This window comes from Pedobacter sp. UYP30 (assembly GCF_040547165.1).
In the GTDB taxonomy this organism is placed as follows: Bacteria; Bacteroidota; Bacteroidia; order Sphingobacteriales; family Sphingobacteriaceae; genus Pedobacter.
The window spans coordinates 353516-377229 of record NZ_JBEPPD010000001.1 but is presented as its reverse complement, the minus strand read 5'-3'; the positions used below and the strand labels follow the sequence as shown (position 1 = coordinate 377229).

Annotated in this window: 23 protein-coding genes; 15 read left to right on the top strand and 8 right to left on the bottom strand. The window is 37.0% G+C overall.

Going from position 1 to position 23714, the window contains the following annotated elements; all coding sequences use genetic code 11:
• The first annotated feature begins 373 nt into the window (after nt 1–373).
• From ABIB40_RS01740 to ABIB40_RS01685, 12 genes are all read left to right on the top strand, one after another.
• On the top strand, nt 374–1759 hold the full coding sequence (locus ABIB40_RS01740) for a nucleoside permease (RefSeq protein ID WP_354355317.1): 1386 nt from the start codon (nt 374–376) through the stop codon (nt 1757–1759).
• A gap of 170 nt (nt 1760–1929) precedes the next feature.
• Nucleotides 1930–2436 carry a hypothetical protein gene (locus ABIB40_RS01735; protein WP_354355316.1) on the top strand — a complete coding sequence of 169 codons (507 nt, stop codon included), beginning with the start codon at nt 1930–1932 and terminating at the stop codon, nt 2434–2436.
• A complete protein-coding gene (locus ABIB40_RS01730) occupies nt 2369–3211 on the top strand; it encodes a DUF1828 domain-containing protein (protein ID WP_354355314.1) in 843 nt (280 codons plus the stop codon). Before ABIB40_RS01735 ends, ABIB40_RS01730 begins: the two co-directional genes overlap by 68 nt.
• A gap of 142 nt (nt 3212–3353) precedes the next feature.
• A complete protein-coding gene (locus tag ABIB40_RS01725; protein ID WP_354355312.1) occupies nt 3354–3482 on the top strand; it encodes a hypothetical protein in 129 nt (42 codons plus the stop codon).
• A 125-nt stretch (nt 3483–3607) separates the two neighbouring features.
• Entirely contained in the window at nt 3608–4597 is a 990-nt protein-coding gene (locus tag ABIB40_RS01720) for a phage exclusion protein Lit family protein (protein ID WP_354355310.1), read from the top strand.
• A 323-nt stretch (nt 4598–4920) separates the two neighbouring features.
• A complete protein-coding gene (locus ABIB40_RS01715; RefSeq protein WP_354355308.1) occupies nt 4921–5415 on the top strand; it encodes a hypothetical protein in 495 nt (164 codons plus the stop codon).
• Between the two features lie 391 nt (nt 5416–5806).
• Complete coding sequence (locus ABIB40_RS01710) at nt 5807–6010, top strand: hypothetical protein (protein WP_354355306.1); 204 nt, start codon at nt 5807–5809, stop codon at nt 6008–6010.
• Complete coding sequence (locus ABIB40_RS01705) at nt 6007–6447, top strand: PIN domain-containing protein (protein WP_354355304.1); 441 nt, start codon at nt 6007–6009, stop codon at nt 6445–6447. The genes ABIB40_RS01710 and ABIB40_RS01705 overlap by 4 nt, the downstream gene beginning before the upstream one ends.
• 185 nt (nt 6448–6632) lie before the next feature.
• Nucleotides 6633–7148, top strand: a complete 516-nt coding sequence (locus tag ABIB40_RS01700) for an Xre family toxin-antitoxin system antitoxin (RefSeq protein WP_354355302.1) — start codon at nt 6633–6635, stop codon at nt 7146–7148.
• Between the two features lie 14 nt (nt 7149–7162).
• On the top strand, nt 7163–7606 hold the full coding sequence (locus tag ABIB40_RS01695; RefSeq protein ID WP_354355300.1) for an RES family NAD+ phosphorylase: 444 nt from the start codon (nt 7163–7165) through the stop codon (nt 7604–7606).
• 266 nt (nt 7607–7872) lie between these two features.
• A complete protein-coding gene (locus ABIB40_RS01690) occupies nt 7873–8214 on the top strand; it encodes a type II toxin-antitoxin system RelE/ParE family toxin (protein WP_354355298.1) in 342 nt (113 codons plus the stop codon).
• A 2-nt stretch (nt 8215–8216) separates the two neighbouring features.
• The gene (locus ABIB40_RS01685) at nt 8217–8543 is read left to right on the top strand and encodes a helix-turn-helix domain-containing protein (protein ID WP_354355296.1); all 327 of its coding nucleotides are present in this window, start codon (nt 8217–8219) and stop codon (nt 8541–8543) included.
• Between the two features lie 267 nt (nt 8544–8810).
• Here the strand turns inward: ABIB40_RS01685 and ABIB40_RS01680 are convergent, their stop codons facing one another.
• The 8 genes from ABIB40_RS01680 to ABIB40_RS01645 form a co-directional block, all read right to left on the bottom strand.
• Nucleotides 8811–11831, bottom strand: a complete 3021-nt coding sequence (locus tag ABIB40_RS01680; protein WP_354355294.1) for an efflux RND transporter permease subunit — start codon at nt 11829–11831, stop codon at nt 8811–8813.
• Nucleotides 11832–11838: 7 nt separating this feature from the next.
• The gene (locus tag ABIB40_RS01675) at nt 11839–12762 is read right to left on the bottom strand and encodes an efflux RND transporter periplasmic adaptor subunit (RefSeq protein WP_354355292.1); all 924 of its coding nucleotides are present in this window, start codon (nt 12760–12762) and stop codon (nt 11839–11841) included.
• A gap of 1 nt (nt 12763) precedes the next feature.
• A complete protein-coding gene (locus tag ABIB40_RS01670; RefSeq protein WP_354355290.1) occupies nt 12764–14023 on the bottom strand; it encodes a TolC family protein in 1260 nt (419 codons plus the stop codon).
• Nucleotides 14024–14763: 740 nt separating this feature from the next.
• Nucleotides 14764–16272 carry an ArnT family glycosyltransferase gene (locus tag ABIB40_RS01665; protein WP_354355288.1) on the bottom strand — a complete coding sequence of 503 codons (1509 nt, stop codon included), beginning with the start codon at nt 16270–16272 and terminating at the stop codon, nt 14764–14766.
• A gap of 612 nt (nt 16273–16884) precedes the next feature.
• Nucleotides 16885–17664: a phosphatase PAP2 family protein gene (locus tag ABIB40_RS01660; RefSeq protein WP_354355286.1), complete on the bottom strand. Its 780-nt coding sequence runs from the start codon at nt 17662–17664 to the stop codon at nt 16885–16887.
• A gap of 54 nt (nt 17665–17718) precedes the next feature.
• Nucleotides 17719–18975 carry a sensor histidine kinase gene (locus ABIB40_RS01655; protein ID WP_354355284.1) on the bottom strand — a complete coding sequence of 419 codons (1257 nt, stop codon included), beginning with the start codon at nt 18973–18975 and terminating at the stop codon, nt 17719–17721.
• Nucleotides 18972–19649, bottom strand: a complete 678-nt coding sequence (locus ABIB40_RS01650) for a response regulator transcription factor (RefSeq protein WP_354355282.1) — start codon at nt 19647–19649, stop codon at nt 18972–18974. The genes ABIB40_RS01655 and ABIB40_RS01650 overlap by 4 nt, the downstream gene beginning before the upstream one ends.
• A 611-nt stretch (nt 19650–20260) precedes the next feature.
• Complete coding sequence (locus ABIB40_RS01645) at nt 20261–21313, bottom strand: serine hydrolase domain-containing protein (protein WP_354355280.1); 1053 nt, start codon at nt 21311–21313, stop codon at nt 20261–20263.
• Nucleotides 21314–21527: 214 nt separating this feature from the next.
• On the opposite strand from ABIB40_RS01645, the gene ABIB40_RS01640 reads away from it, so the two are divergent.
• The 3 genes from ABIB40_RS01640 (at nt 21528) to ABIB40_RS01630 (ending at nt 23713) form a co-directional block, all read left to right on the top strand.
• Nucleotides 21528–21944: a hypothetical protein gene (locus ABIB40_RS01640; protein WP_354355278.1), complete on the top strand. Its 417-nt coding sequence runs from the start codon at nt 21528–21530 to the stop codon at nt 21942–21944.
• A 175-nt stretch (nt 21945–22119) separates the two neighbouring features.
• Nucleotides 22120–22533, top strand: a complete 414-nt coding sequence (locus tag ABIB40_RS01635; protein ID WP_354355276.1) for an EamA family transporter — start codon at nt 22120–22122, stop codon at nt 22531–22533.
• A 175-nt stretch (nt 22534–22708) separates the two neighbouring features.
• Nucleotides 22709–23713 (top strand): NAD-dependent epimerase/dehydratase family protein, encoded by a 1005-nt coding sequence (locus tag ABIB40_RS01630; protein ID WP_354355274.1) that lies wholly within the window; start codon nt 22709–22711, stop codon nt 23711–23713.
• Nucleotide 23714 lies beyond the last annotated feature (1 nt).

Sequence of the window (23714 nt, the reverse complement as noted above, 5' to 3'; positions counted from 1 at the left end):
ACCCTAAACTCGTTTCGGGGTCTGCTAGTTAAATTCGGTTGGCCAATAGGTTAAAGCATTAATTTTTTGGGCGTTAACCAAGCTGCGCAAGGGCCCGGGCTATTGCAATGGAAAGCCTGCCCCGAGCGGTGGGTAGTGCGATGGCGGAGGGGGACGCCCAAATCATCGAAATTATTCATTTTTTACGCAACTAATTAAAGATGCTGAAATAAGTTCATCATGACAGTAGGGAAAGAATAAGATAGGCACTAAAAATCCTCCAATCCTAAAATCCTTTAATCCTGATTCAGACGATAAGCGAAAATTCTGTAATCCTTAGAGTTTGCTCCAAATTAATTCTATATTCAATTTTTATTTCAAAATCGAACAAAACATGAATGTTAAGTTTCGCCTAACGGTGATGAGCTTTATGCAATTCTTTGTGTGGGGCGCATGGCTGATTACCATTGCAAACTATTGGTTCAACACAAATGGTTGGGACGGAACGCAATTCGGAGCTATTTTTGCCACCATGGGTTTTGCCTCTTTATTTATGCCAACCTTAATGGGCATTGTGGCCGATAAATGGATAAACGCAGAACGCCTCTATGGAATTTTGCACCTCTGTTATGCAGCTGTGCTTTTTTACATTCCGCAAATAAGCACGCCACATGGCTTTTTTTGGATCATGTTTTTGGCCATGTGTTTTTACATGCCTACCATTTCTTTAAGCAACTCCATTTCTTATAATTCATTAAAATCTAGGCTCTTAGATGTTGTTAAAGACTTCCCTCCCATTCGTGTTTGGGGAACCATTGGCTTTATTGCTGCCATGTGGATCACCAATTTAACAGGAAGTAAAGCAGGCGCAAACCAGTTTTATATTGCTGGTATAGCGGCGGCGGCACTGGGTATTTATAGCTTTACCTTACCTAAATGCCCACCGGCAAATTTAAGTGCAGAAAAAAGCACCTTGGTTCAGAAATTAGGATTGGAGTCTTTTAGGCTTTTTGCCAATTATAAAATGGCTTTATTCTTTATTTTCTCTATGTTTTTGGGTGGCGCACTGCAACTTACCAATATGTATGGCGATGTTTTTTTAGATGCCTTTAAAGACTTCCCAAGATATGCAGATTCTTTTGTGGTAAAGTATTCTACCATCATCATGTCTATTTCGCAAATTTCTGAGACGTTGTTTATTTTGGCCATTCCCTTTTTCTTAAAACGCTTCGGGATTAAAAATGTAATGCTTATCGCGATGTTTGCTTGGGTGCTTCGCTTCGGGTTGTTTGCTTACGGAAATCCGGGCAATGGTTTGTGGATGATTGTGCTCTCCTGCATTGTGTATGGCATGGCTTTCGATTTTTTCAACATTTCAGGTTCTCTATTTGTAGAAACATCTACGGCGCCAAAAATTAGATCTTCTGCCCAAGGTTTGTTTATGATGATGACCAATGGGTTCGGCGCCGTTTTCGGCAGTTTGCTTTCTGGGTGGATGATCGACCGGTTTTTTACAAAATCATTCGGCAGTTTACAATCCATTGCAACCTTTGTAGGTTCCGAACCTAGCAACAACCATCTGCAATCTTTTATCAAACAACAGGGCGTAACCATTGCAAACAATGGCTTTTTTAGTCAGCCAATTTTAATGAAAGACTGGCGAGACATTTGGCTTACGTTTACCATCTACGCCCTAATTGTTGCGGTTTTGTTTATGGTCTTTTTTAAGCATAAGCATACGGAGGAAAGAGAGAAGGCGATTGAGGCGGTGTTGAGTTAGAAATTTATCAAGTTTGGATAAGAGCCCGACGCTACTTCCGAAAACGGAACTTTGGATGGGATTGTAGATTTTTAAACCGATTTTGCTTGGCTTAAAAGACTGATTTACGCAAAATACCCTGTAAATAAATATTTTTTATCAAATTGCAATTAATAAACAGACTATTTGATATGGCATTTGAAAGTTTAACGGACGATAAAATTGCAGATCTTTTAAATTGCAAGAAGCGGTTAAAGAACCCTCAATCAAGAAGCAAAAATAAGGAAGGGCATGAGCAAGTCAATTTCAAGGTAATTGCGTTAGATAATTCCGGCCATGAGTTCGAAATTTATAAACGTCAAAACCTGCGTGATGAAATGGAGGATGACTTTTCTTGTGGAATAAGTTGGCTTGCTCCGAATGGCGAAACTTTAACGCTTAAAAGATATAACGGACCGAATCACAACCATCCGAATCACTTAGAAAAAATTAAACTTGGATACACCTGTCATATTCATATCGCGACAGAAAAATATATCAAAGCAAATAGAAAAGCCGAAGGTTTTGCTATGGCAACAGACAAATACACAACTATTGAAGGTGCATTACATTGTTTGGTAACCGATTGTAATGTCTCAGGAATTTCAACTACATCTGACAATAAAAGTCAAACAAAATTATTCGACAATGAATTTTGACGTACATAAACTACAAGAAACTCTTTGCTCATTAATGTGTGCAGAAGTGAAAATAAGGCCTAAAAATGGAACCTTACTTTCTATTGAAACGCCTTTCTATTTTGCTGACGGAGACTCATACCAAATTTATATTAAGGAGATGCCTGGCGGTATTATTAGATTGACTGATATGGGGCATACAATGATGCATTTAAGTTACGGGAACGATACCGATAAATTTAGAGAAGGTACAAGGGGCAAAATTTTAGACCAAATAAAAGCCGAAACAAATATTGACGAAGACAACGGTGAATTTTTCATTGAAACACCGGTTGAAAATTTAGGGTCTAATATTTTTCGACTCGGGCAAGCGTTGACGAAGGTAAATGATTTAACTTTTTTAAACCGCGCAAGAGCAGAATCCACTTTTTATGAAGACCTTCAAGAACAACTTTACAAAATTGTTGATCTTGACAAAGTGAAGAAAGATTATTTTTTTGAAGACATGGAAAACGCCAAAGACTATCCTATTGACTATAGAATTGAAGGTAAGTATGCGCCACTATTTGTATTCGGCATTCCAAACAAGGACAAAGCCAGGCTGACAACCATAATCTTAGAAAGACTTTTAAGAGCTAAAGCAGACTTCGATAGCCTACTGATTTTTTCAGACTTGGGTGCGATGCCGAAACAAGATTTGGCAAGACTTTCGAATGCAGGTGGAGAGATGATAGCTTCGCTAGATGCGGAAACTGATTTTTCGAGGAAACTGTTAAGAAAAATAAATCCGAATTGACAAAATAAGAATGCTGCATACAAAAAAGACCTCATTAGCGGCTTACGTTTACAATCAAATAGTGTTTAGTGCTTTAATATGTATCTTCTTCTTCATTGGCAGAACCTAAAAATTAAAACAAAGATAGCAGTTAAAACCCCAAATGAAATACCAAAACATTAGAGAAGAAGAACTTAAAAACAAAATTGCACAAGATTACTTTTGGCTTTACGACTGCTCTAAAATAATTGTGTATGCAGCAGCCGCTCACAGCTGCATTGATGAAAATTAAGGCCATGATGAATGAATAATAATATACGTACCAATTTCCAAGTATTACAAGATATCTGACAGCCTCCAAAATCCCTGTTGAACTCCCGTCATAATCATTTGTTTATAAGTATTACCTTTATATATATGACCGATAGACATCCAATAGAAACACTTTATGACCGCCTTATAGAAACTTTTGAGAACACGAGTGAGGCAACAAATACAAGACTCAGGAAATATAAGGATTCTCAGCTGAGCAGCTACATAAGAATTGAAACTGACCATTTCTCAACCCCTTTTTCGGATCATGAAACTAAAGAGATTGTGCTGAATAAAAGATTTCTTTGTCTCATGTGGTGCCTCAATTATATAATCCTTGAAGTCACCGAAAATAAATCAAGGACTGCAATCAAAGTCACTGATACCTTTATGGTAATGGATAGCGAGGACGCAGAAGTAAGGGAACTAGACCAACTTCTTGATTGGGCACTATCCTTAAAACTTCCGGACTGTCAAGATGAATGGCCGAAAATTCTTCCCAATCCGGCGATGACCAATGACAAAATTAAAATAGCGAACATAATCTTTATGGATGCATTAAGCTATATCATGTTCCATGAAGTTGCACATATTGTTAATGGGCATTGGGAAAGTTATAAAGAAATCAGTTTGAAATTAAAAAAGGGTGAGAAATTAAATAATCAGGAGAAAGGCCTTTGCATGCAACTGGAACAGGAGGCAGATACTTTTGCCTATGAGTGTATGTTGAGCACAAATGATGATGAAGTGACAAGATACCACAAACAACTGGGCATTATTATGGCAGGACTCTCCAGTATGTTTGCATTGCAAGCTAGTACTCAGCTTGTTTTTTTAACCCACCCGAGTGTTCATGTGAGGATATTCAATTCCCGCGAAAGAACCTCTTTTAGTGAAGGTGATGAGTTTCGTTTAGACAGGGTAATGAATGTCGGTCTCAGCATATTTTGCAAGCTTTATCAGATTCAATATGAAGACCAGAATTTTAGCAACTTTAACAGCCTTTTGGACTACTTCTTTAACCTACTTGATTCAAGCAGCACTAAGGAACTTCAAAAGTTATCAACTAAAAATCATCCTTTACCCCGAAATTAAAAGAAAGAATAAACTAAAGGAACTATCTGCTCACGCACCGAATCTTCCCTCGCTGTTCGATATGTTCCGCAGGGCCATTTCGAACAATTGAAAAACAAAGATTTGCTCCAAAGGAGCTCCTATGGAGCAATCCCTCAAAACAAAGACCTAAACACCGTTCGCTTTTGCGGATTCGGAAATCCACCATATCTTCGCGTCGGGATGCGCAAGCTTACATCCCGAAGAGCGAGATATTGAACCCTTAATGCGCATTACGACCAAACAAATTTAAAAATATTAAAATAAATATTTTAGTTTTGATTTTACTCTAAGTATAAATATAAATGATTAAAACCCTACTCACATTTTTGTTTTTATTAACCATTACACTCACTTCAAGAGCTCAAACATTAACTGAAGTTATAAGTCTAAATGGTAGAAGCATCTCGGATATAAATAGTTTTTTATCCAAAAATGGTTGGGATTTCTATTCAAATAAAAATCAGACAGACTCTACATATGGGTATGCGGGTTGGAGTTTTAAGCAACCAGCGGACACCGTAGATTTAGCTGAATATTGGATTTTTGCGACTTATAAAGACAATAAAGCTATTTCCATAATGTCCAAAACCAGTGATAGAGATTTTTACAATCATATCGTAGCTTATCTGAAAAAGATAAATGCAGAAAACAAAGAAGAAACTTTATTTGAGAACGCTATCCGAACAGTACATCTTGGTAAGAAATATGTATATATACTTAGTGTTTCCTCAAGAAAGGGTGTTATGCAACAAGAATTTCAAATAGAGATATTTGATAAACGTTACAGTAAATTTTGATTATCTAACCTGCTGTTCGACATGTTCCACAGGGTCATGTAGACCTATTGATAAATAGAGATTTGCTACAAAGTAGCTCATTTTGAGCAATCCCTGAAAACAACACCTTAACGCAATTCACTTTTGCGGATTGGGAAATGCGCCTTATCTAAGCTTCGGAATGCGCAAGTGTAATCTCCCCAAGAGCAAGATTTGCGTTCCTATATGTGAGATACTTCGTAAACTCAGCATGACGTGCGCACGGGCTAGGTTGGCGCATTGTTTCTAGCGGTCGTCACCTTGAGCCTGCGAAAGGTCTCACAACTAGGACTTTTTGCACCATTGTTTGCCGATAATCGTTTTAAATCATTACTTAAAAAATCCTTAACTTAGATAAATAAAAAAAAAGGAAATGGTTGTAGAAAGGACAGCAAAAGAAGTTATAATCCGCTTACCGGCATCTGTCGATGCGGAAGATTTGCAAGATTTCTTAAATTATGCCCGTTATAAGGAACTTACTGTTGGCTTTGATGTTCCTCAAGCCGAAGTGGATAAACTTGCAGTCGAAATAAATTCTAAATGGTGGGCTAAAAACAAAAGTAAACTGACGAAGTGAAAATTGTTGTTGATACCAACATTGTCTTTAGCGCGATTTTAAATTCGAAAAGCAATATTGGAAAAATTTTATTGCGCTCACACGAAAACATACAGTTCTATTCTTGTAATTATTTGCGAGCCGAAATTAAAAATCATCGAGTAAAATTACTCAAGTTAACAAAGCTTTCGGAAGTCGCCCTAACTGAACTTGAAGAAATTATTACGCAGAAAATAACTTTCATTGATGAACGGCTTATTCCTGAGGATATATTAAGCGCAGCTCAAAAAAGACTTCAAGATATCGATGAAGATGATACAGTGTTTGTTGCCCTAGCAGATTTGTTAAAAGGCACATTGTGGACTGGCGACAAACAACTCTACAAAGGCCTAAAAATGAAAAACTACAGTGCAGTCCTATTAACCGCGGAACTTTCGCTATTGATTGACGAAAGCTAACCGGCTGTTCGACGTATTCCGCAGGATCATGTCGAACTATTGATAAACAGGGATTTTCAATCCCTAAAAACAATCCTTTAACACCATTCGCTTTTGGGGATTCGAAAATCTGCCAATTAAAAAACCAACTCAAAATTTCGCTTTGACAGACAATTGTCTTATATTTGAAGACAATTGTCAAAGTTATGATTAATCAAAACCAAATTGACCGCAGCGAGGATTTAAGTGTGGTAAACGAAGCTATCAGCACTTATGTAAAATCTATAGCTAAACCTCTTAGCTTTAGCGCTGATACAGAAGATGTTACCTATTCAAGTTTTTTCGAAAACAAAATGCTGATAATTTCGGCGATAAGACAAGGTTTTCCGTACAAGCTGTTTATTGAGATAAAGAACATTTTGCCTTTTTCTGAGGACGATTGGGCTGAATATCTGCACTTATCCAAAAAAACCCTGCAAAGGCACAGCGTGGACGAAGATTTTCTGTTCAAACCAATACATACAGAGAAAATAATTGAGCTTGCAGAAGTCACTAATTTTGGGAATGAAGTCTTTGATTCTTCAGAACAATTTTATTTATGGCTTAACACCCCATCGTTCGCTTTAAATAACTTAAAACCGGCAGAACTTTTAAAAGATTCTTATGGGAAAGAATTGGTTATGGGTGAATTAAACAGAATTGACCAAGGAATCTTCGCATAGTGAGGGTATTTAGGTTGACCAAGAAAAAATATGCCAAAGAACTGAGTGGCAAAGGTGCATCTAAATCTGCAAACAGATGGAATTCAAAAGGCACCGAGATTATTTACTCGTCAGAAAGTAGAGCTTTAGCTATGGCAGAAGTTGCAGTCCATTTGACAATCGCTACCTTGCCTAGTGATTATGTAATGATTGAAATTGATATACCGAATGATCTTTTGATAAAAGAGTTAAAATTAAAAGACCTTCCTGATAATTGGAATGACCATCCACAAAATATCCATACTCAAAAAATCGGAGATAAATTTATTGATTTAATGGATTTATGTGTTCTGAAAGTTCCATCTGCTGTAGTGCAAGGAGATTACAACTATTTGATAAATCCATACCACATACAATTTAAGAATATAAAAATAGTAGATGTAAAAGGCTTTCCATTTGACAAAAGAATCTTTGAGTAGACAAACTTGTTATTCGAAATATTCCGCAACGCCATGTAGAACTATTGATAAACAGGGATCTTCTACAAAATAGCTCCTTTGAAGCAATCGCTGAAAATAATACTTTACCACCATTTGCTTTTACGGATTCGGAAATCTGCGGTATTTACGCTTCGAGATGCGGAAGCTTAACATCAGGAAGTGTGAGGATAACTATCAATAAAACAAGTTTCTTAAAAAGTTGCTATTTTTGGAAACTAACAGTAACTTTATTGAAAATTAATTGAGTGAGGTATTTTGAAACAAGGTTTTTAGAAGAAGTTGATAAATTTATTGTCAAACTCGATAAAAAATCTGCCAGTAAAGTGTTTTACAACATCGAGTTGGCCGAACATACAAACAACCCAAAACTCTTTAAAAAATTGAAGGACGAAATTTGGGAGTTTAGAAATCAATATTTTGGGAATCAGAACCGTATTCTTGCTTTCTGGGACAAAACGGAGCAAACCGAAACTTTGGTTTTAGCAACTCAAGGTTTTGTAAAGAAAGATAGTAAAGTTCCGACTAAAGAAATTGATAAAGCAGAAAGAATTAGACAAGAATATTTTAGTAATAAAAAGAAAAAATAATTATGGCAACTAAAGAAATGAAATCCTATTCGCTTGCCGAGATGAAAGACAAATATATTGGCAAAGTGGGCTCTATCGATCGGGATGAATACGAGTATGAACTTCGTATGGATGTTTTGGGCAAGATGATTAAAACTGCAAGGCAAGAACGCAATTTGACTCAGGAACAATTGGGCATGTTAATTGGCGTTCAAAAATCGCAGATTTCTAAGCTAGAAAGCAGTACAAATAGTGCGACCATAGACACTATTCTAAAAGTTTTTAAAGCATTAAAAGCCGATATTAATTTTAACGTTAAGCTTGAAAACGAGTATATTCAACTTGCTTAAAAAACGGAAAAGCCTTAATTTGCTATTCGACATGTTCCGCAGGGGTCATGGCGAACTATTGATAAAAGGGGATTTGTAATCCCTTAAACCAATGCGTTAACGCCATTCGCTTTTGCGGAATCTAGAATCCACTGTGTCTTCGCTTCGGAATGCGCAAACTTAACCTCCCGAACAGCGGAGGTTTAAATTCCTATATGTGAGATGCTTCGTAAACTTAGCAAGACTGCAAGTCGGCTAGTCTGGATTGTTTTCTTAAAACACAAACCTTCAATCCTTATAAAACCTCGCAATCATACTAGGCAGCACAATCAGTAAAAGCGGCAACGCGATAATAAATCCTCCAATTACTGCAATGGCCAATGGTTGATGCAATTGTGCCCCTGCTCCTATCCCCAAAGCCAACGGCATCAACGCGATGATGGCGCCAAGTGCGGTCATTAATTTTGGTCGCAGACGGGTAGAAATGGCGTAGGTAACAGCATCATTTACGGTGCTGCCTGCCAAAGATTCTTTAAATTGTAGAAAGGTAAAAATAGAATTTTCGCCAATAATTCCCACAATCATAATCAGCCCCGTATAGCTACCAACATTTAGCGGCGTGTTTGTAAAAAATAACGCCAAGTAACTTCCAGAAATACCCAACAGGGAAACAAACAGAATGATAAAGGCAATTTTAAAATCTTTAAACAAGAACAAGATTACGGTGAAAACCAATAGACTTGAGGCAATTAAAATAGTTAAAAGTTCTGAAAAGGATTGTTGCTGTTCTTTATAAGCTCCTCCGTATTCTACGTGATAGCCTTTTGGGATGGAAATACTTTTTTTGATATTGGCTTGTATATCACTCATTACACTCCCCAGATCTCTATTATCCAAACGGGCAGAAACGACCCCGATGTTCTGAATATTTTCTCTATTTACCTCTGCATTTCCTTTTTCTAGCTTAATTGTGGCAAGTTGATTTATCGGAATCGCAGTTCCATTGGTTAAAAAAATCTTTAGTCGGTTAATGTCTGCAATGCCAAGCGTTCTGTTTCCAGGATAAACTATCCTGATCGGCGATAGCTTTTGCCCGTCGAACAAATCGCCGATTACATTGCCCTGCATGGCATTTTGAACTTGGCTTTGAAAACTCGCCACAGTTACCCCATATTGAGCAAGCATGCCATAATTTGGTGTAATATTTACCGTTGGACCAGATAATGAAATTCCGTCAAATACATCGGCAGTACCCTGCACTTTACCTACAACATCTGCTATTTGCTTAGATAATTCTTGTAACTGCTTTTGATCATTTCCAAAAATCTTAATTTCTATCGGCTGGGTCGAGGTCATCAAATCGCCAAGCATATCTCCAATTACTTGCCCAAAATCTACCGTTAGTGCAGGTTGGGTTTTTTCTATTTGATCTCTTATCTCGGTAATAACCTCATCGGTGGTTTTTGTACGGTCTTTTTTTAACTGAATCAGATAATCGCCCCGATTTGGCTCTGTAATAAAGAATCCCATTTGTGTGCCTGTTCGCCGACTATAAGCTTGCACTTCTGGTATTTTAACTAAATTTTTCTCCACCTCTTTCAGCATCCTATCCGTTTCTTCTAGCGAAGTTCCCGGGGGCGTATTGTAATCCAACACAATACTTCCTTCATCCATCTCAGGCAAAAAGCCCGTTTTTAAATGTGGAAATATCAATACAATGGAAACAATTAGTACAATTACAAAACCTAAACTTAAAAAAGGTCTGGTGATAAAGTAAGGGACCCATTTTTTTAGTTTTACTTGTTGTATCTCTTCCGTTTTATCCTTGGGTTTTTTTCTACTCTTTGTGAGCAAAAGATAGATTACGGGCAAGCCAATCCAAGTAACAAAAAATGAACAAACCAAGGTTATGATCATGGTATTGGTCATCACATGGAAATATGCGCCAGCAACACCAGTCATCAATGCAAAGGGAATAAAAATTACAATGGTACTGATAGATGAGCCTAGCATCGCCGGGAAAAGAAACCTTATCGCCTTACCCAGTAATTTAACGGTGGGTTCTTCTGGGTGCTCTTCATGTGTGCGATGAATTTGCTCTACCACCACAATGGCATCGTCTATAATTAAACCAATGGCCGCTGCAATAGCACCCAAAGTCATAATGTTTAAAGAATAATATACAAAGCCCAGCACCACTACCGTTAAGCAGAGCGTTATTGGAATGGTGATGAGGATGGTGGCACTCGCTTTTGCAGACCTTAAAAAAATAACCGCCACCACAAGCGCAAGAAACAAACCGATAAGCAAACTATCTCGTACACTTGTAATGGAATCGTTTACAAAATCTGCCTGTACATAGTAGGGTTTTATGCGTACACCTGGCGGAAGAATGTCTTTTAGCCCCTTTATCTTTTCGCTCATCGCGTTGGCAAGGTCTATTAAATTGGCGTTGGGCTGTTTAATTACGGCAATCAAAACTCCATCCTTGCCATTGGCATTAATACGCGTGTATTCTACACTTGGTTGAATGTCTATTTTTGCAATGTCTTTTAGCTGGATGGTCAAATTTCCGCGTTTCCCTATGACTAGATTTCCTAAATCGGTTTTGGATTTAACCGTTGCATCTGTTATGCTTAGGTATAAGAAATTGTAATTAGACAGATAACCGTTAGATTTAATAAAGTTGCTTTGAGCGAGCGCAGTGGTTACCATTTCTGGCGAAATTGCCAAAGCCTGCATTTTTTGCAAGTTCATCTCCAACCAATATTCTTTGGTCTTCCCGCCAATTACGCGAATTTCTGAAACGCCTTTTACTTGAGATAAAAACGGTTTTACGGTATAAGTGGCAATCTGTTTCAACTCTACGGCCGATTTTTCATTGCTCTCTAAACTGTAGCCGCTTACTGGCAAAATAGAGGGATTCATTTTTGCAACGGTAATATTTACTCCCGTTGGCAGGGTGTTGCTTATACTTGCAATTTCTGATTCTATTTGTTGTTTGCTAAGATCTATGTCGGCGCCCTCGTTTAAATAGGCCGACAATTCTGTACTTCCCCTACTCGTGGTGCTTGTTACCACTTTTAACCCAGGGATGCGTTTTATGGCGTTTTCTAAAGGCCTGGTTACTGTAACCACCATTTTATCAACGGGTTGCAATTCTCCATCGGCAATTACCTTAATTTTCGGAAACGTAATCTCTGGAAAAAGAGAAGTTTGCAAACGCTCGAAAGAATAAAATCCACCAAGTAAAGTGATGATCAATACCGCCAGAATTGGACTTTTATACGTAACAAAAAAGTTTTTCATGGCGATACTATTTTTGGATTTTTACTTTTGCGGTATCTGCCAAACCATAATTTCCAAGCGTAATGATTTTGTCGTTTTGCTTAAATTTTGGCGAGTCAATTTCGATAAGACCATTGTTTTCCAATCCCCTTTTTATTCCAACTTTTACCGCGGTACTGTCGTTGGTTAACTTCATTACCCAAAACTCATCTTCGGTCTCGTTGCTCAGCACAGCCGATTTTGGAAGCACCTGGGCATTTGGATGATTGGTTTTTACAAGCACCACCTTAGCTACCAAACCTTCGGGTATGTTTGTTGCATTGGCAACTTTAATAATTAATCGCTGTGTTTGCGCTAGAGAATCTACCGCTGGTAAACTGCCCGATAATACACCGTTTAGCTTCTCTCCATCTGGCAGTAGTACTTGAATTTTTTTATTCTGTTGGATGATTTTATTATATTCAAAAGGTAAATCCAACAAAAAAACCAAGCTATTTTTACTTATTACCGTAGCCAGCAAATCTCCATCTTGTACGTAATCTCCTTTTTGCCTATCTACTTGCACAATCATTCCGCTCTGCGCAGCCTTAATATTAGAGATGCCAGAAAATTTAAAACTTGGGTCTAACTTATTTACAACGTTACCAATTGCTTTAGCCTCTTTGGTAATAATGCGAAACAAAACCTGTCCGGCATATATACTTTTTCCTGGTGTTGCATTGGCCTTTTGTATATAACCGTTAATGTTAGCTTTAATTAAACTCTTTTGCAGGTAAGCAGAAACCGCTGTAAGAGAGATAGTTTCTGTTAATGTAGAATCTTTTACGGTCGTAACTTTTACAGGTGTTGTAGCTACGCTACCTTCATCTGCTGTAGTTGCGTCTTGCTGTTTGCAGGAGAAAATCAGAACCAACCCGAAGGTAGTGTATAAAAGTTGTTTGTATCTGCGCATTTTATTTTCCCCAGTAATTAAGTTGATTGATTAGTTTTAGTTGGTTTAGCGTTGTTTGAATCTTCAAATTCTGTGCGCTCAAATAATTGTTTATTGCAATTACAAAATCAGAAATCCTAACGTCTCCGGTATGCATCAACCGGGCATCTACTTCCATCAAGCTTTTTGCAAATTTTAGCTGCTTTTCAATTTGTGGAAAAAGCTGCTCGGTACTTTCTAGCTGCTGCCTAATTAAATTAAGTTGCTGGTTGCGCTGTTGCGTGAAGAAATTCCTATACTTGGCAACTGTATTTAAGCTCAAATCTATTTTATTATATTCTAGCTTTCGCTGATGCCCATCATAAATAGGAATGGAGAATGTGAAGCCCACGCTTGCTCCAAAATTTTTATAAGGCTGAAGCATTAGCGAAGAATTATATCCGCCATTGGCATAAACACCAAGTTTAGGTCTATATCGCAACGCAATAAGCGCTTTTTCGTTTAGGCCAATTAAACTGTCCACCTCAAATTTTTTATTAAAAAATGTTGGCGCCTCAACAAGTTTTTCAAGATTTATTGTAGGTCTTTCTAAAATATTACTAGCTGTATCGCCTATGCCCGATAAATAATTTAAGGTAGCAAAATCGCTTTTATGTGTTAATATGGCTTGTTGAAGTATTAATCTTTGTTGCTGATAGGTAACCAAAAAAGTTAAATATTCAGATTGTTTATAAATGTTACTCCGGGTAAGTTTTCTCAATAATGTATCTTCGTTTGCGAGCAACTGCACCAACTGCTCATTAAAATCTACCTCCTGCTGACTTGAAAATGCGACTAAATATTGGTCTGTAATCGTTCTTTCTAAATCTAAACTAGTAAATTTTTTAGCATAAGTTAAAGAGTCGGCGCTAAGCTTTACGCGTTCTAAGGCATTGCGTGTTCTATTTCCATTTAAAAGGTTATAATCTACCTGCAAAAGACCTTCTAGTGCCTGCCCGTTGGTAATCACTTCATCAAAACCATAACCTTTAACTCTGGGCGCATAATATCCTGTACCCGTGCCATTTACTTGTGGTTTCTCTTTTGCATAAACCAATGCGCTATCAAATTTTAGCGCCTTACCCTGGTTTCGATAATCGGCCAATGTTGGGCTATTTAGTTGCGCGTTCTCGATAAAGTAAGCCAACTTACGAACAGGCGTTTGCGCATATAAGCTAACGCTGAAACAAGAAATACATCCTATAAAAATTATTGTTTTCGCTAAGTTTTCTAATCTGATCATACTTATAAAAGGAGCACTGATTGTAAACCTACACCAAGACTCTGTAGAAAATCTGTTTTTAGGTTAGAAATATTACTGTTTTTTTATCCTCCTTAGTCGTGTCTCCAACAATGCTATTAAGTTAAGCGAATCGTTTGTCAGTCTGAGCCTGTCGAACACCATAAAAAAGTCTAAAATCAACAAAATGACTTTCCTTCGACAAGCTACCATTGACGGTTTTATATAATTCATTGACTGTTATATAATTACATTAACATCTTGTTTTCAATCCTCATTCTTATAGTCTTAACAAAACTGACCACCACTCTACCTTGCGCTGTCCTATCCGGATGGAAGCCCTACTTTTTTCTTGAAAAAAAAAGTAGCAAAACCCAGCATTTCTGCGAGCTCATTAATACAATTAAAACAATAAACGCTAATGAATAAATTCAAGGCTGGCACCTCTTTGGGTAAAAACTCGCAAAGCTGTTTTACATTGATGCTTTGAGGCCTTTACCCATAGCTAAATCCCGCCCGCGGCTGCAAATCATCGTCGCATCAATAATCCGTCAGGTCTCTGCACGCAGCTTCAGGCGTTTTTTCCTCCAAACTCCTGCTAGGCCGTTCCTACTGGTTGGGCTAGAGCAACTTTAAACCAAAACGCCATTTATATTGATTTATATTAAATATATTAAACCGCAGGATGACACCATTCGTTAGTTTTTTCCCAACAGCATTAGTGTCTCCGAGGATCAACAAGCTTAGGGTATATTTATTATTTCTCCATTCGGAGGAACAAAATGATAATCCTCGCATAAGAACACATTAAACTTTCTAACAACTTTGCCACTATTGTAAATTAAAATAGGCTCCAGTTGCTGCACCCTTTTAAAATAACCGCTTAATTTTTCTGGAACGATCGGCGCTTTATTCAAATCTGAAAACCGCGGTTCCGAATCTATAAAAATAGCAGTTTTGCCGTTTAACGCTTTTAAATCTGTACCAATATAATCAAACTGTAGCGCCGGATTTCCAATTACATTCTGTCCATAAATAAACTGATTGCAAAAAAGGCTAAGTTCTGCTGAGGTTTTATATCCATCGGCAGAAAAAATAAAATTAGCGCCATGCTGTTTTTCTACCTCCTGTGTTTGCGTTGCCAAATCTTTCCAACCAAACCACGTATCATCACTTCTAACGGGTACTACATAAAAAATAATTTCTATGGCCATTGCCACATGTAAAACTACTGAAATAACCACTTGCCACTTTAACCATTTAGCAGATACATAACTGGTTACAAAAATAATTCCCGCAATATAACTTGGCATCAACCAGTTTATTTTTATCCAATAAATGGGCGATAAAACAATAAACACCACAAATACTGGGAGAAAAAAACAAAGTAAAAACAGCAGACTGCTAGGTAATTTATTCCAAAAGTGCCCGTAGATTTTATAAATTTTCCAAAGGCCGTAAAAAAGCGATAAAAATAAAATAGGAATCAACAAAAACAGCTGGGTGCCAACTAAACCAAAGAAAAATCGAGGTGTTAAATGGAAACTAGAAACCGACTGCATGCGCTCTTTTCCTTGAAACACAAAGGAGGCAAAATGATTGTCGATATTCCAGACAATAACTGGCATCGCGACAAGCACAAACAAGATGCAAACCAAGTATGGCCAAATAGTGGCCAAATATTTTCGCTTGCTATTGCTTAAAAGCAAAAATAAAATCATTCCCGAAGGGAGAAAAACAGCCGTATACTTACTATCAAAAGCAAGCCCCATTGCAATGCCTGTTAAAACCCAAAACCATTTCTTATCTTCGAAAATAGCAACGTGCAACATTAAGAGAGACAATGCCCAAAAAAATAACAGTGGACTATCTGGTGTAGAAATTAAGGAAAGAATGCTTACCATTAATGTAGATAGCAGCAGCAAAAGCGCTTTTTTAGCTTCCTCTTTCTTATAGAATTTTTGTGCGAGTAAATAGAAAACCCAAACGGTGCCGAGGGTGGTAACAGAATCGGCAAGTTTTATAGCAATTGTATTGTTCCCAAAAACCGATGTGAAAAATCTAAGAATTACGGCTATGCCCGCGGGATGATCGAAATACGATAAACTTGGGTGTTGGCTGTAAAGGAAATAATAAGCGTCTTGAGGCATTGGCCCCATAAAAAAGATAAAAATAATTCTTATTAGAATAATTATCGAAGTTAAACCAATTAAAATTTGTGTGTTATCAGTGGTGTTCGATAAGTTTTTCATCACCCAAAAGTATAAAAACATTCAGCTATTAAGAGTAAACTTGTGGACTTAACTTTTTTAAAAGTTACAATTTTTGTTTTCTTTACCAAAAACGCACGCGGCTTTATCCAGCGCTGTCTTATCCGGACGGGAGTCCTACTTTTTTTTTGATAAAAAAGTAGCAAACCGAGCACTTTTGCGAGCTCATGAATGCAAATAAAACAATAGAAGCCAATGAATAAAATCAAGGTTGGCGCCTCTTTGGGTAAAAATTCGCCAAGCTGTTTTTTATCGATGATTCGAGGCCTTACCCCAATGTCATTAACTTAAGGAAAAACCAATAAAATGGTGTCATCCTGAGCTTGTCGAAGGACAACCATTTTATTGGTTTTTGGATTTTTTTTTAGGTCTTCGACAGGCTCTGACTGACAAACGATTTCTTTAAGTTAATGACATTGGGCCTTGCCCTGCTTTTCCCCAGCGCAAGGCTGCGAATACTCCTCGCGACAGCAACTCGCTAGGTCTCTGCAAGCAGCTTAAGGCGTTTTTTCCTCCAAACAGTTGCTATGCCAATCCCACCGAGTTGGCCATAGAAATTTTATTTTATCGAATTTTAAAATGATTCTAAATTCGTTAAAATTGAGCCGCAAAAAACAAACTGGGAGTTCCATTTTGATAAGAAGGCATAAAACTTATGTTTTCATGCTTCTTAGAGCCGAATATTTCTTTCATATACGGATAGATTAGATAAGCTATTTTGGTAGAGGCAATTCCAAATCCTGCGCCAGCAACGGTGTCGCTTAACCAATGTTTGTTGTTATACAGCCGCAATGCGCCGGTGGCGGCGGCAACTACAAAACCAGAATAAGCAATAAACGGCGATTGGTCTTTATATTCTTGGTGCAGAAATTCTGCAGCCGCAAATGCAGAGGCCGTATGGCCAGAAGGAAAAGAATTGTTTCCCGAACTATCTGGACGTAATCTACCTTCTAGCTTTTTAACCAAAAAAGAGCTCCCTCCCATAATTGTGGCAGAAGTAATATAAAGCAAGCTCGCATCGGCAAGGCTGTGTTTTCCTTTTACACCAGAAAAATTTAACGCATAATAGGCAACTACAGGAGCAAACTGCAAATAATCATCTACATGTGCTGCAAAAAGTGGATGGTCTTCTTGTAATTCGGCTTTGGTGCTAAGATCTAACTTGTTAAGCGCACCTTTTGTATTTGCCGCTATAAAGCCGTAGGTAACAAAAATAGTAGGCAAAATAAATGGAGCAACCTTAAATTTTTGTTTTGCTACCGGGTGCAACAATGTTACAGAATCTAAATAGCTATTGTTTGGCTTGTTAAATTGTTGTGCACTGGCAACACTGGCAAGACACAAAAAAAGGATGGCTAGGAGTTTTTCTTTCAAAAGTTTTTTTTGTTTCTAAATTAAATTTGAAATCTGTAGGAAATCTGTTTTTCCCTACAAGCCAAAACCAATTTTAATAAAGTGTTTGTTATTTTGATAAAAGTATGAAAAATCAAAATGGTATAGCGCACAAACCTGTTTTATAAGTGCCAAGCCAAGCCCTAAACCATCTGATGACTGCGATTTACTAAAGCGGTTGAAAAAGAAATCTGGAATTTCGCTTTCCTGGCCAGAATTGGCTATTGTTAACATTGATGAAGTGAGCGAAATTTCTAACAAACCATTAGAAACATTATGTTTGATGGCATTGCTAAGCAGATTGTTTAACAAAATATCCATCAAAAATTTACTCATTACCAGCTCTTTTGGCACTAAACTAGCTGATACCGTAACTTTCTTTTGTTCTAAAAGCCCCTCAAACTGTCTTATTTTAGCTTCCAAAACCTGGTCTAGCCTAATCGACTGCGCATCGGGCATTAAGTTGTTTTCTATTTTGGTGAGCAACAATAACGTCTGATTTAATTTTGAAAGTTTGCCCAATGCATCGTAAATATCGTTTAAGATAATTCCCTGCTCTTCGTTTATCGGGTTTGTTTGCAGCAAAAGATCTAACTTGGAAAGCACTACCGCAATTGGCGTATTCATTTCATGCGAAGCATTATCTGTAAAAGATTTTAATTCTTTATAATCGTGGTTTACGCGTTGTGCCATTTCGCTGGCAGAATGTCCCAGCTCTTCAAACTCTGAGATATTTGTTGGCTCTACCAATAATGTACCGGCATTGCTTAGATTAAAATCTTTAAGTTGCCTTAATAAGGTATAAAAGGGCTGCCACAACTTATTTAAAATTAAGCGGTTGATGAAAGCAGAACTGATAAGCAAAACGCCGGTAATACCTAAGGTTATCAATAAAATAATGTGTAACAAATCTTCTGACTCTACCTTTGACCGAATGATGCTTACTTGATAACCTTGATCTTTAATCGCTAAAAAGGTGGTAAGTTTCCTAGCCGGTTCCGTTTCATCTTCTTTAACATTGAAAATATCGGTATCAGAAAAAATCCGCTGTCGTTTTTCAATTGAGCTGATTTTATGATAATTAATTTCTTCATCAATATAATTTGAACTGAGCGGAAGCTCTTGGAATTTTTTGGCATACTGAAAAATTTCTTGTTCCTCTATTAATAAATCTGCATCTAATTTATTTCTTAAAATAAGGCTGATAACTACATAGTACACAATGCCAGTAATCAGCAGCACAGCCAAAGACACAAGCAAATTTACTTGATTATATTTTTTAGAGAGTTTCAAAAGGCAGAGAATTTATAGCCGACGCCGTAAACCGAATGCATATAATCTTCTGAGCCTGCTTCCAGTAATTTCTTTCTAAGATTTTTGATGTGCGTGTATATAAAATCAAAATTATCTGCAATGTCCATTTCGTCTCCCCACAAATGTTCTGCAATGGCATTCTTACTTACCACTTTGCCTTTGTTTGCCAAAAAATATACCAAAAGATCAAACTCTTTTTTAGTTAAGGTCAAGGTAATTTCGTTTACGTTTACCGTTTTTGCAGCGGTATTTATGTGTATCTCGTTAAAGTGAATGACATTATCTCCATCAAAATGTTTTCTTCTAACAATTGCGCTAACCCTTGCCATCAATTCAGAAAGATGAAAAGGCTTTACCAAATAATCGTCAGCGCCCAAGTTTAGGCCGTCCAATTTATCGTCGAGAGAGTTTCTTGCGGAGACAATGAGTATACCGGTTTTATTATTTGTAGATTTTAGTTCCTTTAGCAAAGTCAATCCATCGCCATCTGGCAAACCTAAATCAAGCAGAATACAATCGTAATTATAAAGGGCAATTTTTTCTGATGCCATAGAAAAACTAGTTGCCGATTCGCAAATGTTCCCAGCTTGCATAAAATAACTTTGTATGCTGTTTAAAAGTGGCAATTCGTCTTCAACAATTAATAATTTCATAAACTAAAACTAACGTTTCCAATAATAAAATTCGGCATGAAAACCCTAAATTAACGAAATTCATTTTAATCCTATTCTCAGTTTTCTTTACGATGTTATTAAAAAAGTCTGAAGAGAAACTGTAGTTCTGCTATTAATGATAAATGTGTGAACGCTATCAATGAACTAATTAAACGCATTAAGTCTATTTTGCAGATTTAGTCCTATTTGGCTAGGTTTTATTTCTAATTCATATTCTTGCTTAATTGATTTGTTAACTTTTCGTGAAAAGGAATGGAAAATCTATAATTGCCAGCTTGTTTAACTGCAAGTCTAAATTTTGGTCTCCATTACGCATCTTAACATAGCGATTTTCAAACTTTTTAATTATCAAAAACCCATTCCATTAATCAAAAATAGAAAATCTAATTTGATTAATGGAATGGGTTTTTGATAATCCCGTAAACATCGAATTATACTTTAGCAACTTCTGGAGCATGTTAGGCTGAGAGTTAAATACTGTATGCTTTTTTCGATTTAGTTTTTCAAGAAACGGGGGTTTTTTGAATCATTTGGGAAATAGAAACTTTCGTCTTAATATGAAGAGAAAACCTTGTGAAAACGAATGCCACCTATTTAGAGCCAATTTTGGACAATGCTTGATAAGGCTTATTATCTAAAATTGCCTGTATGGCAGCTGCAATGTCGTAAACATTCCCCTGCCTCTGATTAGAGAGGATAATGATCGTCCTTCCTTTGGTAGCGTCAGTTAATTCTAGTGCTTGGTAATGTAAAGCGGTACCATCGTGTATGTGTGTTGTAACCTTGTTGCATTTCATACTACCGCTACCTAAGCCAGATTGCTTGTCAGCGGTAACCGGAGTAATAATTTCACTTGTAGATATTGGGTTAATCAAGCAAAAGTTATTGATGCATTGCGACCATTTGTAAAAATCATCGATGGTTAAACAAGTCCAACCCGAAATTGGGACTTCAAGGCCGTCCTGCTTGAAATCATTATTGAAAGATCTGGCTACTAAAGAATCGTTGTCAGTCGGATCAACCACACCATTCTTGATACCGGCTACTTTGAGTATGTTTTGTTTTACAAATTGGTTAAATGAAATACTCGTTACTTTTGCAATTATTTGTCTACGCAAAAAAGTGTTGTTATTATTATAAGCATAACTACTTCCGGGATCAAAATCCAGTTTGTTTAAGGATTGGAGGTTTTTCCAGTTATCCGCATCACTATGAACCGTCTGGTATTTTATATCGGGTAATCCGCTAGTATACTGCAATAAATTCTTTATGCTTATTTTGTTTGCCCAAGCAGGTAACTCTGGGAAAAATTTAGATACCTTATCATTTGTACTTAGATTACCTTGTTCCTGAAGTATCATGATCCCCACTGCATCAAATTCTTTTGCCACAGACCCGATATGAAAGCGGTACTGTATGGTAAGAGGAATTTTTTTTGATGCATTCGCATATCCTTTAGCCTTTCTAACTATTACTTTCCCACCATCTGCAATTAATATGTTTCCATTGAAAACGCCTGATTTATTTGCTTCATCTAAAAAAGTATTTATTAATGCCGCTTTATCATTCTGTGCAAATGTCCTTGAGCCTATTAAAAAGCATATTAGAAAAACGAGTGTAGCACTGTAATAATATTTGCTCATAAACTTTTGTTTGTCTTTAAGACACCGTATACGTTTATTAGTTACATCATAATTTCTATCAAAAAACGGCCGTTTTTTGATAAACTCCACGTTATTTATTTGCTTTTCCTCGTCAAAATGACTTTAAAGAAAGACTGCAAATTATCGAGCAGTGCCAGCGTATAAATTAAAAGCACTTCAATTTTACAACAGAAAGCATCATTACATTTGATGTATGAAAAATAACTTATTAATGTTGATCGCTTTTCTAGGAATTACGGTCAGCGCTTGCGCTCAAAAAAACATCCCAACAGTTGTAAAAAGTTCATTTGCCAAAGCTTACCCTGGTGTTAAGGCAAACTGGGATAAGGAAGGTAGCAAGTACGAAGCTAGTTTTAAAAAGGACAAAATGGATATGAGTGTGCTTTATAACGCCAAAGGTATGGCAGAAGAAACCGAAATGGATATGAAGGCAGACATGTTACCTGCAGCTGTTAAAGCAACTTTAGCAAAAGACTATAAAAATGTTAAAATTGCAGAAGCAGCTAAAATTACCAAAGCAGACGGAACTGTTATGTATGAGGCAGAAATGAAGGGAAAAGATTACTTATTTACGCCAGAGGGCAAATTTATTAAGGCAGTAAAAGATTAAATTATTTTAGTTAGTTGATGTAAATCTTTTAAACTGTTATTGGCGGGCTCTACTTGATCTCGCCAATTTTGTTTTTACTTTTTTTAGTAAAATCTGCCTATTGCAATAAACAGTTAACGAGATTTTTATCTTTACATTTGATTTAAAATAGTTCATTTTTTAAGCATACATCGTCATGTGGAAACTCTACGCCGTTTTAGCGGCTTTTTTTGCAGCTGCAACAGCCATTTTGGCTAAATTGGGTATAAAGGGCATTGATGGGAATTTAGCCACGGCAATAAGAACTGTAGTGGTTTTATTTATTGCATGGGGTATTGTGTTGGCAAGTGGGGAGCTGGCCCAAATAAAAACGCTGACCAAAAATAACCTGATATTTTTAGGTTTATCTGGTGTAGCGACTGGTCTTTCTTGGATTTTCTATTTCAAGGCCCTAGAAACTGGAGAAGTTTCTAAAGTTGCGCCAATAGACAAATTGAGCGTTGCCATTGCAATGGGTTTGGCTTTTTTGATTTTAAAAGAACCCATAGATGGAAAAACCTTGCTCGGCGGACTGCTTATTGTTGGTGGTAGCGTTGTGATTTTGTTGTGATGAAGTTAAAATTATCCAATACTTATTTTTTCGGTTACCTGCTTTTCTAAAATTATATCCTTCTAAAAGCAATTAGTCAACACCGATTTTAACATCTGTTGCGTAAAAAAAAACGTTTACCTTTAGCTGTATCGCTGTTTTTTTACGTAGATTGGGAGACAGAGCATCTTACATTTTGGAGGAAAAAAAACAGATTTTTATTACAGGGGCATCAGGCTATATTGGTCAACGGTTAGCGTTACAGCTAGCTGAAAGTGGTGTTTTAGTCCACGCACTGGTTAGAAATATAGATACTTCTAAAAAATTACTTCTACATAAAAACCTTGTGTTATTTAAGGGCGATATTTTTGATACCGATTCAATCTTATCGGCTATGAAAAATTGTAGCGAAGTCTATCATCTCGCCGCCTTGGCTTCTGTTTGGAATAGAGACAAAAAAGCGTTTGACCGAGTAAACGTAACCGGATTGAAAAACGTGATAGAATGCGCCATTAAATTAAAGATAAAGAATTTTCTATTTACCTCTACTGCAGGCGTAATAGGCGACTCGTGGAACGGAAAGCCAGTCGCCGAAGCAAGCAACACTCAACCAAAACTAGAAACCTTATACGAGCAAAGCAAGTTGAAAGCAGAAGCCTTGCTTAAATCTTACTGGAGCGAAGATTTTAGCCCGGTTATGGTTAATCCAAGCAGGGTTTACGGACCAGGTCTTCTTACAGAAAGCAATGGGTTTACAAGACTGTTAAAAATGTACATCAATGGCAGTTGGAAAATAAATCCCGCTGGCGGAAAAAGTATAGGCAATTATGTGTTTATAGATGACGTACTTGATGGGATGCTTAGCGCAATGGAAAGTGCTAAACCTTGCCAACGTTATTTGCTTGGCGGAATTGATGTTAGCTACAAGGATTTCTTCATTATGGTCGATGAGATTACAGGCACGAAGAGAAAGCTTTATAATGCGCCAATGTTTGTAATGTTGTTTGTAAGCAGGCTGCAATTGATGATGGCCTATTGCTTTAATAAACAGCCACTTATTACCCCTTCGTTCGTGCGTAAGTATAACAAACACTGGATGGTAGATTCATCAAAGGCAAAAAGCGAACTCAATTACAAGGTCACTCCCCTAAAAACGGGCTTAAAGAAAACCTTAGAATGGCTTGAAACAAAAAGCTTATAAG

Excerpts from the sequence above, each read along its gene's own strand:
- ABIB40_RS01700 (WP_354355302.1), top strand. The coding sequence starts at position 6,633 with ATGATTAATCAAAACCAAATTGACCGCAGCGAGGATTTAAGTGTGGTA.
- ABIB40_RS01730 (WP_354355314.1), top strand. The coding sequence starts at position 2,369 with ATGTCTCAGGAATTTCAACTACATCTGACAATAAAAGTCAAACAAAAT.
- ABIB40_RS01635 (WP_354355276.1), top strand. The coding sequence starts at position 22,120 with ATGTGGAAACTCTACGCCGTTTTAGCGGCTTTTTTTGCAGCTGCAACA.
- ABIB40_RS01720 (WP_354355310.1), top strand. The coding sequence starts at position 3,608 with ATGACCGATAGACATCCAATAGAAACACTTTATGACCGCCTTATAGAA.
- ABIB40_RS01640 (WP_354355278.1), top strand. The coding sequence starts at position 21,528 with ATGAAAAATAACTTATTAATGTTGATCGCTTTTCTAGGAATTACGGTC.
- ABIB40_RS01685 (WP_354355296.1), top strand. The coding sequence starts at position 8,217 with ATGGCAACTAAAGAAATGAAATCCTATTCGCTTGCCGAGATGAAAGAC.
- ABIB40_RS01735 (WP_354355316.1), top strand. The coding sequence starts at position 1,930 with ATGGCATTTGAAAGTTTAACGGACGATAAAATTGCAGATCTTTTAAAT.
- ABIB40_RS01645 (WP_354355280.1), bottom strand. The coding sequence starts at position 21,313 with ATGAGCAAATATTATTACAGTGCTACACTCGTTTTTCTAATATGCTTT.
- ABIB40_RS01665 (WP_354355288.1), bottom strand. The coding sequence starts at position 16,272 with ATGAAAAACTTATCGAACACCACTGATAACACACAAATTTTAATTGGT.
- ABIB40_RS01740 (WP_354355317.1), top strand. The coding sequence starts at position 374 with ATGAATGTTAAGTTTCGCCTAACGGTGATGAGCTTTATGCAATTCTTT.
- ABIB40_RS01680 (WP_354355294.1), bottom strand. The coding sequence starts at position 11,831 with ATGAAAAACTTTTTTGTTACGTATAAAAGTCCAATTCTGGCGGTATTG.
- ABIB40_RS01670 (WP_354355290.1), bottom strand. The coding sequence starts at position 14,023 with ATGATCAGATTAGAAAACTTAGCGAAAACAATAATTTTTATAGGATGT.
- ABIB40_RS01725 (WP_354355312.1), top strand. The coding sequence starts at position 3,354 with ATGAAATACCAAAACATTAGAGAAGAAGAACTTAAAAACAAAATTGCA.
- ABIB40_RS01675 (WP_354355292.1), bottom strand. The coding sequence starts at position 12,762 with ATGCGCAGATACAAACAACTTTTATACACTACCTTCGGGTTGGTTCTG.
- ABIB40_RS01650 (WP_354355282.1), bottom strand. The coding sequence starts at position 19,649 with ATGAAATTATTAATTGTTGAAGACGAATTGCCACTTTTAAACAGCATA.
- ABIB40_RS01715 (WP_354355308.1), top strand. The coding sequence starts at position 4,921 with ATGATTAAAACCCTACTCACATTTTTGTTTTTATTAACCATTACACTC.
- ABIB40_RS01710 (WP_354355306.1), top strand. The coding sequence starts at position 5,807 with ATGGTTGTAGAAAGGACAGCAAAAGAAGTTATAATCCGCTTACCGGCA.